We start from the raw sequence: 13932 nt of genomic DNA, 5'->3' as shown, positions 1-13932 counted from the left end.
TTATTACATACAGTAGTCAGGAGGTATATATGCCACTAAATCTTGAGCAAAAACAAGCGGTAGTTGCTGAAGTGGCTGAGGTAGCTGCAAATGCATTTTCAGTGGTTGCAGCAGAATACCGTGGTTTGACTGTTGTTGAGATGACTGAGCTTCGTCAACAAGCTCGTGAATCTGGTGTGTATTTACGTGTGGTAAAAAACACGTTGGTACGAAAAGCAGTTGAAAATACAGATTTTGAATGTATTCAAGACGCTTTATCGGGCCCGCTAATTGTAGCGTTCTCGATGGAAGATCCAGGTTGTGCGGCTCGATTGGTGAAAACCTTTAGTAAAGACCATGCAAAGCTAGAAACAAAATTTGTTTCTGTCAGTGGCCAATTACTTGAGGCTTCAGAACTCGAACGACTATCTAAACTACCGACAAAAGACCAAGCAATCAGTATGTTGATGTCTGTGATGAAAGCACCTGTCGAGAAATTCGTCAGAACACTTGCTGAGCCACATGCGAAATTGGTTAGAACTGTCGATGCTGTCCGCGTTCAAAAGCAGGCTGCATAGGTATTATTTTTTCAAACAAATTTAAATTATAGGGGTTAAGACAATGGCTGTCTCCAAAGAAGATATTTTAGAAGCAATCTCAAACATGAGTGTAATGGACGTCGTAGAACTAGTTGAAGCGATGGAAGAAAAATTTGGTGTGTCTGCAGCGGCTGCTGTAGCGGCTGCACCAGCTGCGGGTGGCGAAGCGGCTGCCGTAGAAGAAAAAACTGAGTTTGACGTTATTATGACAAGCTTCGGTGATAACAAAGTTTCTGCTATTAAAGCGGTACGTGGTATCACAGGCCTAGGCTTGAAAGAAGCGAAAACATTAGTAGAAAGTGTTCCAGCTCCAGTTAAAGAAGCAGTGTCAAAAGATGAAGCTGAAGAAACAGTAAAACAACTTGAAGAAGCAGGTGCTGCTGCTGAAATTAAGTAATTCTTGTTGTTACTAAAAAGCTATAAAAGCTTTTAAAAGAATAGGGTCGGCAGTTGTTAACTGTCGGCCTATTTCCCGTTGTAGGGTATTAAGTTTCTAAATTGGAATGTAGTCTAAATTTAGAAGTAATTGATTAAAAAGGGTTTAAAAATGGCGTACTCATATACTGAGAAAAGACGTATTCGTAAAACATTTGGTCGACAAGAAGGAGCAATGGAAACGCCTTACTTGTTAGAAACACAAATTAGTTCTTACAAACGTTTTCTTCAATCCGAAGTTGCAAAAGCAGATGAACTTGACTCTGTTGGTCTTCACGCTGCGTTAGGTAGTGTGTTTCCAATAACTAGTCATACCGGTTATGCTGTTTTGGAATATGTGAGTTACCGATTGGGTAAGCCCAAGTTTGATGTTAAAGAATGTCAATCACGTGGTGCTACATATGCATCACCATTAAGAGTACAGGTCAGGCTTGTCATTTATGATAAAGACTCTCCTGCGGGCTCTAAGCGCGTAAAAGATATACGTGAGCAAGAAGTTTATATGGGTGAATTACCCTTAATGACTGATAATGGTACGTTCGTTATTAATGGTACTGAACGCGTTATAGTGTCGCAGCTGCACCGCTCTCCTGGTGTGTTCTTTGATCATGACAAAGGTAAGACGCATTCATCTGGAAAATTACTTTTTTCTGCCCGTGTTATTCCATACCGTGGTTCTTGGTTAGACTTTGAATTCGATCATAAAGATATCGTATATGTACGTATCGATCGTCGTAGAAAATTGCCGGCCACTGTATTACTTAAAGCGTTAGAGTTTACTAACGATCAAATTATAGATATGTTCTTTGAAAAGAATGTATTTCACCTAAACAAAAATGGACTCACAATGGAACTCGTGCCTGAAAGGTTACGTGGTGAAATTGTTGGTTTTGATGTTAAGGTCAATGGTAAAACCCTTATTGAAGAAGGGCGTAGAGTAACAGCTAAACACATTCGTGACTTAAGCAAAGCTGGTGTTAAGCAAATTGATGTACCGAGTGAATACCTGATTGGAAAAATTATGGCTACGCCCATAGTTAACCAAGAAACAGGTGAGATTATTGTCGATCTGAATGAAGAGGTTACTGAAGATAATATCGACGATATTGTACATAGCGGTGCAACGACAATTGAGACACTGTATGTAAATGATCTTGATAAAGGTGCTTTTATCTCAAATACGTTGAAAATTGATTCAACCGTAGATCAGCTAGATGCCTTGGTTGAAATTTATCGTATGATGAGACCAGGTGAGCCACCAACGAAAGAATCAGCGCTAAAGTTATTCCAGAACTTGTTTTTCACATTAGACCGTTATGACATCTCAACAGTTGGGCGAATGAAGTTTAATCTTCGTCTTGGCCGTGAAGAAATAACAGGTCCTGGTGTACTGAGTAACGAAGACATTATTGATGTACTTAAAGAGCTAATTAGTATCCGTAATGGTGAAGGCTCAGTTGATGATATTGACCACTTGGGTAACAGACGTATTCGCTCTGTTGGTGAGATGGTTGAGAACCAATTTAGAGTCGGTTTAGTTCGTGTTGAACGAGCTGTTAAAGAGCGCCTTTCAATTGCAGACTCTGAAGGTTTAATGCCTCAGGAAATCATTAATGCAAAACCTGTAGCGGCTGCGATTAAAGAATTTTTTGGCTCAAGCCAATTGTCGCAGTTTATGGATCAAAATAACCCGTTATCAGAAATCACACATAAACGTCGTGTTTCTGCTTTAGGCCCAGGTGGTTTAGCTCGTGAAAGAGCAGGTTTTGAGGTTCGAGATGTGCATGCAACTCATTACGGTCGAGTGTGTCCTATTGAGACACCTGAGGGGCCAAATATTGGTTTGATCAACTCATTAGCTGTTTATGCGCGTACTAATGAGTACGGTTTCTTAGAAACTCCGTATAGAAAAGTTGTTGATGGCCAATTAACTGATCAGGTTGACTTTTTATCAGCTATTGAAGAAGGTCGTTTCTATATCGCGCAGGCGAATGCTGAAATTGACGAAAATGGCCGGTTTGTAGAAGACATGGTGACATGTCGTCATGCAGAAGAGTTTGCCATTGCAACAGCTGATAAAATTGACTATATGGATGTATCACCAAAACAGATTGTATCTGTTGCGGCTTCTATTATTCCTTTCCTCGAGCATGATGATGCTAACCGTGCGTTGATGGGCTCTAATATGCAGCGTCAAGCAGTTCCAACCCTTAAGGCAGATAAGCCACTGGTAGGTACTGGTATGGAGCGTGCTGTTGCTGTTGACTCAGGGGTAACAATTGTTGCAGAGCGTGGTGGTGTAATTGATGACGTTGATGCGTCAAGAATTATCGTTCGTGTTAATGATGAAGAAACGTTAACAGGTGAATCGGGTGTAGATATTTACAATTGTACAAAATACACACGATCTAACCAAAACACCTGTATTAACCAACGTCCATTGGTAAAACCAGGGGACTTGATTGCTAAAGGTGACGTTCTTGCTGATGGTCCATCGACTGACATGGGTGAATTAGCGCTTGGTCAAAATATGATGGTCGCATTTATGCCTTGGAATGGCTATAACTTTGAAGATTCGATTCTTATTTCTGAAAAAGTTGTTAAGGAAGATCGCCTGACTACCATTCATATTGAAGAAAAAGTCTGCGTTGCACGAGACACGAAATTAGGCTCTGAAGAAATTACAGCTGATATTCCAAATGTAGGTGAAGGTGCATTATCTAAGCTTGATGAATCTGGAATTGTATATATCGGTGCCGAAGTTAAAGGTGGCGACATTCTTGTTGGTAAAGTAACACCTAAAGGCGAAAGTCAGTTAACTGCTGAAGAAAAATTGTTAAGGGCGATCTTTGGTGAAAAAGCTTCTGACGTAAAAGATACTTCATTACGAGTTCCTTCAAGCATGCAAGGTACTGTCATCGATGTAAAAGTATTTACACGTGATGGAGTTGATAAAGATGCACGTGCAATTGAAATTGAAGATGCAGAATTAGCCAGTGTTAAGAAAGACCTTGATGATCAATTAAGGATTGTTGAAGGTGATACGTTTTTACGTGTTGAAAAGCTTATTTTAGACAAAGAGGCCGTTTCTGGGCCACAGAAACTGAAAAAAGGCACTAAAGTTACGAAAGAATACCTATCTAGTATTTCTAATCATGATTGGTTAAAAATTAAATTCAAAGATGAAGGGCTTAATGTTCAACTTGAAGCAGTAGCTGAACAAATTGAACAGCAACGAATTGATCTTAATGAATTATTTGAAGAAAAGCGTAAGAAAATTACAATGGGTGATGACCTTCAGCCAGGTGTATTGAAAATGGTTAAGGTGTATCTAGCTGTTAAACGACGCATTCAACCGGGTGATAAAATGGCGGGTCGTCATGGTAACAAAGGTGTTATCTCAATGATTGTACCTGAAGAAGATATGCCATATATGGAAGATGGCACCCCTGTAGATGTTGTCCTAAACCCATTGGGTGTTCCTTCGCGGATGAACGTTGGGCAAGTGCTAGAAACTCACTTAGGGTGGGCTGCTAAAGGTTTAGGTAATGAAATTGGTAAAATGCTTGAAGCAAAAGCCAATGTCGATAAAGTACGTAAATTTTTAGATAAAGTATATAACACCAGTGGTCGTAAAGAAGATTTAGACTCATTTAGTGATGATGAGATTCTCGAATTGGCTGAAAACTTAAAGGGCGGTGTTCCGATGGCTACGCCAGTGTTTGATGGTGCATCAGAAACAGAAGTTAAGCAAATGTTGAAACTTGGTGGACGTTCAGACACGGGTCAAGTGCAACTTTATGATGGCCGTACAGGTGAAGCGTTTGATAGAGAAACGACGGTAGGTTACATGTATATGCTAAAGCTTAATCACTTGGTTGACGATAAAATGCATGCTAGATCAACTGGACCTTATAGCTTAGTGACTCAGCAACCACTTGGTGGTAAAGCACAATTTGGTGGCCAACGCTTCGGTGAGATGGAAGTATGGGCACTAGAAGCTTACGGTGCAGCATATACTTTGCAGGAAATGCTAACAGTTAAGTCTGATGATGTTTCTGGACGTACACGAATGTACAAAAACATTGTGGATGGAAATCACACAATGGATCCAGGAATGCCAGAGTCATTTAACGTGTTAGTTAAAGAGATTAGAGCGCTGGGTATCAATATAGAGTTAGAACAAGATTAATTTCTTTTTCTATTAGCATTTAGCTGAACAAAAACTGATAACAAGGAGATACGGTCTTGAAAGATCTACTCAATTTTTTAAAGCAACAAAACCAAACTGAAGAGTTTGATGCCATTCGTATAGGTCTAGCTTCACCTGATATGATCAGATCATGGTCATATGGCGAGGTTAAAAAACCTGAAACGATTAATTACCGTACATTTAAACCAGAAAGAGATGGCCTTTTCTGTGCAAAAATTTTCGGCCCAGTTAATGATTATGAATGTCTGTGTGGTAAATATAAACGTCTAAAACATCGCGGTGTTATTTGCGAAAAATGTGGTGTAGAAGTCACATTGTCTAAAGTGAGACGTGAACGTATGGGTCATATTGACCTTGCTTCTCCAGTTGCTCATATCTGGTTCCTTAAGTCGCTACCATCACGTATCGCCTTATTACTCAATATGACATTACGAGATATCGAGCGAGTATTGTATTTCGAATCATTTGTTGTTGTTGATCCGGGTTTAACTGCGCTTGAAGCCGGTACTTTGATGACAGAAGAAGAGCACTTAGATGCCCTTGAAGAGCATGGTGATGAATTTACAGCACTGATGGGTGCGGAAGCGGTTGATGGGCTTTTGAAAGCCCTTGATTTGAACGCTGAAATGGAATCGTGTCGTACAGATATTAATGCAACTAAATCTGAAACGAAGATTAAAAAAATATCTAAGCGTCTAAAAGTTTTAGAGGCTCTGGTTGAATCTAAAAACAAACCAGAATGGATGATTTTAAGAGTGCTTCCTGTACTTCCACCTGAATTAAGACCTTTGGTGCCATTAGATGGGGGCCGTTTTGCGACATCAGACTTAAACGACCTTTATCGCCGTGTTATTAATAGAAATAACCGTTTACATCGTCTATTAGACCTTAGTGCGCCAGACATCATTGTTCGCAATGAGAAGCGTATGCTTCAAGAATCTGTTGATGCATTGTTAGATAATGGTAGACGAGGCCGTGCTATTACAGGTACGAATCGTCGTCCGTTAAAATCTTTAGCTGATATGATTAAAGGTAAGCAAGGTCGTTTCCGCCAAAACTTACTAGGTAAACGTGTTGATTATTCTGGGCGTTCAGTCATTGTTGTTGGACCTACCTTAAAATTACATCAGTGTGGTTTACCTAAGAAAATGGCGCTTGAATTATTTAAGCCATTTATCTTTAACAAATTACAATTACGTGGTGAAGCAACAACCATTAAAGTAGCTAAGAAACAGGTTGAACGTGAAGGGCCTGAAGTCTGGGATATTCTTGCAGAAGTGATTCGTGAGCATCCTATCATGCTGAACCGTGCTCCTACACTTCACCGTCTTGGTATTCAAGCATTTGAACCAACCTTGATTGAAGGTAAAGCGATTCAATTACATCCGTTAGTTTGTTCTGCGTTTAACGCTGACTTTGACGGCGATCAAATGGCTGTCCACGTTCCATTATCGATAGAGGCACAGTTAGAAGCCAGAACATTGATGATGTCGACAAACAATATCTTGTCTCCAGCAAACGGTGAGCCAGTGATTGTGCCTTCACAAGATGTTGTGTTGGGTTTGTACTACATGACACGCGAACGTATCAATGGTCTTGGTGAAGGCATGGCGTTCAGTGATGTAGAAGAAGCGGCACGTGCTATCCAGTCAGGCGTTGTTGGTCTTCATTCAAAGGTTAAAATTCGTATTGAAGAGATGCACACTGATGAAAACGGTGAAACCACAGTGACCAGACGTCTTGTTGAAACGACAACGGGTCGTGCTCAAGTATGGAATATTGTTCCAAAATCATTAGACTTTGATTTAGTTAATAAAGATTTAACTAAAAAAGCGATTATGCAGTTAATTGATGCGTCTTATCGCCAATTGGGTGATAAAGAAACGGTTATTTTCGCTGATCAGCTTATGTATCTTGGTTTCTCAAATGCTACTAAGTCAGGGGTATCGTTTGGTATTAACGATATGGTTATCCCGGAAAGTAAAAGTAAATTAATCAAATCAGCGCAAAAAGAAGTTAAAGATGTTGAGAGTCAATATGCATCTGGACTTGTGACTAATGGCGAACGCTACAATAAAGTCATTGATATCTGGTCTCATACTAATGAGCAAGTTGCTAAGGCAATGATGGATAACTTAGGTAGCGACGATGTCGTTGATGCCAAAGGTGAAACAGTTAAGGAGAAATCATTTAATTCTGTTTACATGATGGCTGATTCTGGTGCTCGTGGTTCAGCAGCGCAGATTAGACAGCTTGCTGGTATGCGTGGCCTGATGGCTAAGCCAGATGGGTCAATTATTGAAACACCTATTACAGCTAACTTCAGAGAAGGTTTAAACGTTCTACAGTACTTCGTTTCTACACATGGTGCTCGTAAAGGTTTGGCTGACACGGCTTTAAAAACTGCGAATGCTGGTTACCTTACTCGTCGTTTGGTTGATGTGGCACAAGATATGGTCGTTTTAACAGATGATTGTGGTACTGAAAATGGCCTTGAAGTAACACCGCTAATTGAAGGTGGAGAGGTTGTTGAGCCACTGGGTAATTTAATACTGGGTCGAGTTATCGCGCAAGATGTCATTAGCGCCGCAACTAATGAAATTATTGTTGAAAGGAATACACTAATTGACGAGGCATGGGTAGAACGTCTTGAAGAAATGGGTGTAGATAAGGTGATGGTCCGTTCTGCGATTAGTTGTGAAAATCGTAAGGGTATTTGTAAGATGTGTTACGGCCGCGATTTAGCCCGAGGACAATTAGTTAACCTAGGTGAAGCGGTAGGTGTGGTAGCAGCGCAGTCAATTGGTGAGCCTGGTACACAGCTTACTATGCGTACTTTCCATATTGGTGGTGCGGCGTCTAGTTCAGCTGCGATCAATAGTATTCAGATAAAATCTGAAGGTACACTAACGTTTAATGACAAGCTAAAAACAATTGAGAACAAAGAGAATAAACTGATTGTTATTTCTCGTTCCGGTGAGATCAGTGTTGTTGATGAATATGGTCGTACTCGTGAAAACTATAAGATACCTTATGGCTCTGAATTATCAGCTAAGGAAGGTGACACCTTATCAGCCGGCGCGGTCTTAGCAACATGGGATCCGCACACTCACCCTGTTATTACAGAGGTAAATGGTAAAGTTATCTTTACCGATTTTGTAGAAGGTGTATCTGTTCAACAACATTCGGATGAAATCACAGGCTTAACATCTTTAGTGGTGACAGATGCGAAACAGCGTGGAAGTAGCGGTAAAGATTTAAGACCAGCTATTACCTTGGTTGATGAGCAAGGTGAGCCGGTCTATATCCCTGGTACTACCATTGTTGCGCATTATGTTATGCCTGCAGGTGCTGTTGTTAATGTCACTGATGGAATGAGCGTAGAAAATGCTGATATTTTGGCGCGAATTCCACAAGAATCAAGTAAGACTCGTGATATTACCGGTGGTCTTCCTCGTGTGGCCGATCTATTTGAAGCTCGTAAAACAAAAGATCCGGCTATCTTAGCTGAAATGACTGGTACAGTAAGTTTTGGTAAAGAGACTAAAGGTAAACGTCGTTTAGTAGTCACTGATAAAGATGGTGAAACTAAAGAATTGCTTATACCAAAATGGAGACACATCACAGTATTTGAAGGTGAACACGTTGAGCAAGGTGAAACCATTGCTGAAGGTGAATTAACACCACATGATATTTTAAGATTGAGAGGGGTTTTTGAATTAGCGAGATACTTGGTAAATGAAATCCAAGATGTTTATCGTTTACAAGGCGTGAAGATTAACGATAAGCACATTGAAGTAATTATCAGGCAAATGTTAAGAAAAGTTGAAATTACGTCTGGTGGGGATAGTTCATTCATCAAAGGTGAGCAAGTTGAAAAGACTCGTTTCCTTGAAGTTAATGATCAACTAGAAGCAGAAGGTAAAGTACCTGCGACAGCTGATAATGTACTACTCGGTATTACAAAGGCATCCTTAGCGACTGAATCGTTTGTTTCTGCAGCATCTTTCCAAGAAACAACAAGAGTGCTAACAGATGCAGCTGTAAGAGGTACCAGAGATGACTTGCATGGTTTGAAAGAAAACGTCATTGTTGGTCGACTTATACCGGCTGGAACAGGCTTGGCTCATCACCTAGAACGCAGAAAAAATAAAGCAGCATCGATGAGCCCAGAGATTGTTGAAGAAGTGACTACAGCAGCAGCACATGACGAGGCAGAAGAGGCGTTGAAGCAAGCGCTTAACATGCAAGAATAATTAATTATTCTATTGTAGCGGGATTAAAGAATGCCAACCTGAACCATGGGTTGGCATTTTCTTATCTAAGAATAATTACGCACTCATTATGCTTGACAGATAAGTGATATCTGCCTAAAATTCCCGCTCTTCGGTAGATTGGATTTTTTATATTTACTGAAATAACCTAAATAAGAATTTAAACGCACGTCATAGGATGTGTGGAAAATGTTTTGCACGAGTTTTTGGAGCTCTAAATTAGATATGACCACTATTAACCAACTAGTTCGTAAACCTAGAAAGCGTAAAGTAGAAAAAAGCAATGTGCCAGCACTAGAGGCTTGTCCTCAAAGACGAGGTGTTTGTACGCGTGTTTATACAACAACACCAAAAAAACCAAACTCAGCGCTTCGTAAAGTAGCTCGTGTAAGGTTGACCAATGGCGCAGAAGTAACTAGCTATATTGGTGGTGAAGGCCATAACCTCCAAGAGCACTCAGTTGTACTTATTCGTGGTGGTCGTGTGAAAGATTTACCTGGTGTACGTTACCACGTAGTCCGAGGTAGCCTGGATACATCTGGTGTAGAAGCGCGTCGTAGAGGCCGTTCTAAATATGGTGCTAAGCGCCCTAAAAACTAATATTAAACGAGTTTAAATAATGTCTAGAAGAAAAAAAGCGATAAAGCGCGAAATCCTCCCAGATCCAAAGTTTGGTAATTTAGTGTTAGCAAAGTTTATGAATATGATCATGGTTGATGGTAAGAAATCAATCGCTGAGAAGATTGTTTATGGCGCTCTTGATACGATTGAAGGCAAGGGTCATGCGGAACCTGTTGATGCGCTTATTAAGGCGTTAGAGAAGGTTCAACCTGCAGTTGAGGTTAAGTCTCGTCGTGTAGGCGGTGCTACTTACCAAGTGCCCGTAGAAGTGCGTCCAAATCGTAGAATGGGTTTGTCAATGCGTTGGATGATAGATGCTTCTCGTAAACGTAGTGAGCGTTCTATGTCTGCTAGATTGGCAGGTGAAGTTATTGATGCTTTAGAAAGTAGAGGGTCTGCATTTAAAAAACGTGAAGATACTCACCGTATGGCTGAGGCGAACAAAGCATTCTCTCACTTCCGCTGGTAATTATATTTAGAATAATTTAGGAATAAAGATGCCTCGCAGTACTCCAATTGAGCGTTATCGGAATATAGGCATCATGGCTCATATTGATGCTGGTAAGACAACAACAACAGAGCGTGTTTTGTTTTATACGGGTGTGTCGCATAAAATGGGTGAGGTTCATGATGGTTCAGCTACCATGGACTGGATGGAACAAGAACAAGAACGTGGTATAACGATAACTTCAGCGGCCACCACATGTTTCTGGTCTGGGATGGATAAGCAGTATGATACGCATCGTATCAACATTATCGATACACCAGGGCATGTTGACTTTACCATTGAAGTTGAGCGCTCGTTAAGAGTTTTAGATGGAGCATGTGCTGTTTTCTGTGCTGTTGGTGGTGTTGAGCCGCAATCAGAAACGGTTTGGCGGCAAGCAGATAAATACAGAGTACCTCGTATTGCGTTTGTGAATAAAATGGATCGGGCTGGCGCAAATTTTATGCGTGTGGTCGATCAATTAAAAGTTCGATTAGGTTGTAATGCAGTGCCTTTGCAATATGCAATTGGTGCTGAAGATGCTTTCAAAGGCGTTGTAGACTTAATAAGTATGCAAGCGATCTATTGGAATGAAAGTGATAAAGGTGTTTCACATGTAACAGGTGAAATACCTGAAGAAATAAAAGATGAATGTGAAGCGCTTCGTGAACAGTTAGTTGAAGCAGCAGCTGAAGGTAATGATGAGTTAATGGAGCTGTATCTTAACTCTGGCGAGTTATCTAAAGAAGAAATTAAGCTTGGACTGCGTTTACGAACTCTCAATAATGAGTTAGTGCTTGTATTATGTGGTAGTGCATTTAAAAACAAAGGCGTACAAGCAATGCTGGATGCGGTTGTGGATTTTTTACCATCACCGATAGATGTGCCGGCTATTTCCTCAGTAGTATCTGAGGGTGAGGAGCCAGAAATAAGAAGTGCTGATGATGAGTCACCATTTTCAGCATTAGCATTTAAAATTTTAACGGATTCATTTGTTGGAACGTTAACATTTTTTAGAGTGTACTCAGGTGTGTTAAAAGCAGGTGATACTGTTTATAACCCACTTAAAAATAAGAAAGAGCGTATTGGTCGATTGGTGCAAATGCATTCGAATGATAGGCAAGAAGTTAAAGAAGTATATGCTGGTGATATAGCGGCAGCAATTGGACTAAAAGATGTTACTACTGGTGATACTTTATGTTCAATTAATGCACCCATTACACTTGAGCGTATGGAGTTTCCGGATCCCGTGATTTCAATTGCGGTAGAGCCTAAAACCATACAAGATCAAGATAAAATGGCAGTTGCATTGGGAAAGCTTGCACAAGAAGATCCATCATTTAAAGTGCATACTGATGAAGAGTCAGGGCAAACAATTATTTCTGGAATGGGTGAGCTTCATCTTGAGATAATCGTTGATCGTATGCTCAGAGAATTTAATGTGGTAGCCAATGTTGGAACACCACAAGTTGCTTACCGTGAGACTATCCGTCAAGTCGTGAAGCAAGAAGGCAAGTTTGTAAGGCAGTCTGGTGGTAAGGGTCAATATGGCCATGTATGGTTGAAGATTGAGCCACTAGAAGATCAAGAGTTTGAGTTTGTAAATGCGATTGTCGGTGGTTCAGTACCAAGCGAATATATTGGTGCGGTCGAGGCTGGTGTCAAAGAACAAATGAAAAATGGGGTTTTAGCAGGGTACCCCATGATAAATATTAGAGTTACTTTGTACGATGGTTCGTATCATGATGTTGACTCAAATGAAATGGCGTTTAAAATAGCCGGCTCACTTGGTTTTAAAGATGGCGCAGCAAAAGCAGATCCTAAAGTGCTAGAGCCAATGATGAAAGTAGAAGTGGTGACACCAGAAGAGTACATGGGTCACGTAGTTGGAGATTTAAATAAGCGTAGGGGGATTATTCATGGTATGGATGATTGTCCTGCTGGAAAGATGGTTGATGCAGATGTGCCGCTTGCCGAGATGTTTGGTTATGCAACAGACCTTAGGTCTGCAACGCAAGGTAGGGCTACATACAGCATGATGTTTGATAGTTATGCTGAAGTGCCTAAAGCGTTAGAAGAAAAGATTAAAAGCAGAATTTTTTATTAATATTAAGTAATGACGGGTATTTACAATGTCTAAAGAAAAATTTGAAAGAAATAAGCCCCATGTAAACGTAGGCACAATTGGCCACGTTGATCACGGAAAAACAACATTAACGGCTGCGTTAACGAAAGTTATGGCTGAAGCCATGGGTGGAGAAGTTAAAGCCTTTGATGAAATTGACAATGCACCAGAAGAACGTGAGCGTGGTATTACCATTGCAACATCACACGTTGAATATGAATCAAATACACGTCACTATGCTCACGTAGACTGTCCAGGTCACGCCGATTACGTTAAAAACATGATCACAGGTGCGGCGCAAATGGATGGTGCCATTCTAGTATGTTCAGCTGCAGACGGCCCTATGCCGCAAACACGTGAACATATCTTGTTATCACGTCAAGTGGGTGTTCCATACATCGTCGTATTCCTTAACAAAGCGGATATGGTTGACGATGAAGAGCTATTAGAACTAGTAGAAATGGAAGTACGTGAACTATTAGACATGTACGAATTCCCAGGTGATGACACACCAATCGTAACAGGTTCAGCACTTAAAGCCCTAGAAGGCGATACATCAGACATTGGTGTTCCATCCGTGCTTAAACTAGTTGAAGCGCTTGACTCATACATCCCATTACCAGAACGTGCTGTAGACGGCGACTTCATTATGCCAGTTGAAGACGTATTTTCAATCTCAGGTCGTGGAACAGTTGTAACCGGTCGTATTGAGCGCGGTGTTATCAACGTTGGTGAAGAAATTGAAATCGTTGGTATCAAAGACACGGTCACAACCACGTGTACCGGTGTTGAAATGTTCCGCAAATTATTAGATCAAGGTGAAGCTGGCGATAACGTTGGTATCTTACTACGTGGTACAAAACGTGAAGACGTAGAGCGTGGTCAAGTATTAGCTAAGCCTGGATCAATCACACCTCACACACACTTCGAAGCAGAAGTCTATGTGTTAGGTAAAGATGAAGGTGGTCGTCACACACCATTCTTCAACGGTTACCGTCCACAGTTCTACTTTAGAACGACAGACGTAACAGGTGCATGTGACTTACCAGAAGGTATCGAAATGGTGATGCCAGGTGATAACGTGCAAATGACCGTCAAATTAATCAACCCGATTGCCATGGAAGAAGGTTTACGTTTCGCTATTCGCGAAGGTGGCCGAACAGTTGGTGCCGGTGTTGTTGCTAAAATTATTGAGTAAT

Annotated in this window: 8 protein-coding genes; all 8 read left to right on the top strand. The window is 40.8% G+C overall.

Features of this window, described 5'->3' with window-relative positions:
* Positions 1-29 precede the first annotated feature (29 nt).
* The 8 genes from rplJ to tuf all read left to right on the top strand — a co-directional run bounded on the left by rplJ (position 30) and on the right by tuf (position 13931).
* A complete protein-coding gene (gene rplJ / locus KUG63_RS00965; RefSeq protein ID WP_015006528.1) occupies positions 30-557 on the top strand; it encodes a 50S ribosomal protein L10 in 528 nt (175 codons plus the stop codon).
* Positions 558-600: 43 nt separating this feature from the next.
* Positions 601-975 carry a 50S ribosomal protein L7/L12 gene (gene rplL / locus KUG63_RS00960; RefSeq protein ID WP_015006527.1) on the top strand — a complete coding sequence of 125 codons (375 nt, stop codon included), beginning with the start codon at positions 601-603 and terminating at the stop codon, positions 973-975.
* 150 nt (positions 976-1125) lie between these two features.
* Positions 1126-5205 (top strand): DNA-directed RNA polymerase subunit beta, encoded by a 4080-nt coding sequence (gene rpoB, locus KUG63_RS00955; protein WP_015006526.1) that lies wholly within the window; start codon positions 1126-1128, stop codon positions 5203-5205.
* Between the two features lie 56 nt (positions 5206-5261).
* On the top strand, positions 5262-9482 hold the full coding sequence (gene rpoC / locus KUG63_RS00950; RefSeq protein ID WP_015006525.1) for a DNA-directed RNA polymerase subunit beta': 4221 nt from the start codon (positions 5262-5264) through the stop codon (positions 9480-9482).
* 243 nt (positions 9483-9725) lie between these two features.
* Entirely contained in the window at positions 9726-10100 is a 375-nt protein-coding gene (gene rpsL / locus KUG63_RS00945) for a 30S ribosomal protein S12 (protein ID WP_016391041.1), read from the top strand.
* Positions 10101-10119: 19 nt separating this feature from the next.
* Complete coding sequence (rpsG, locus tag KUG63_RS00940) at positions 10120-10590, top strand: 30S ribosomal protein S7 (protein WP_015006523.1); 471 nt, start codon at positions 10120-10122, stop codon at positions 10588-10590.
* 28 nt (positions 10591-10618) lie between these two features.
* Positions 10619-12715 (top strand): elongation factor G, encoded by a 2097-nt coding sequence (fusA, locus tag KUG63_RS00935; protein WP_287553672.1) that lies wholly within the window; start codon positions 10619-10621, stop codon positions 12713-12715.
* A gap of 25 nt (positions 12716-12740) precedes the next feature.
* Positions 12741-13931 carry an elongation factor Tu gene (gene tuf / locus KUG63_RS00930; RefSeq protein WP_015006521.1) on the top strand — a complete coding sequence of 397 codons (1191 nt, stop codon included), beginning with the start codon at positions 12741-12743 and terminating at the stop codon, positions 13929-13931.
* The last annotated feature ends 1 nt before the right edge of the window (position 13932 follow it).

The organism is Cycloclasticus sp., assembly GCF_019090545.1.
GTDB classification, from domain to species: Bacteria; Pseudomonadota; Gammaproteobacteria; order Methylococcales; family Cycloclasticaceae; genus Cycloclasticus; species Cycloclasticus pugetii.
Note: the sequence above shows the minus strand (reverse complement) of the source record. Positions and strands in the feature narration are given on the sequence as shown.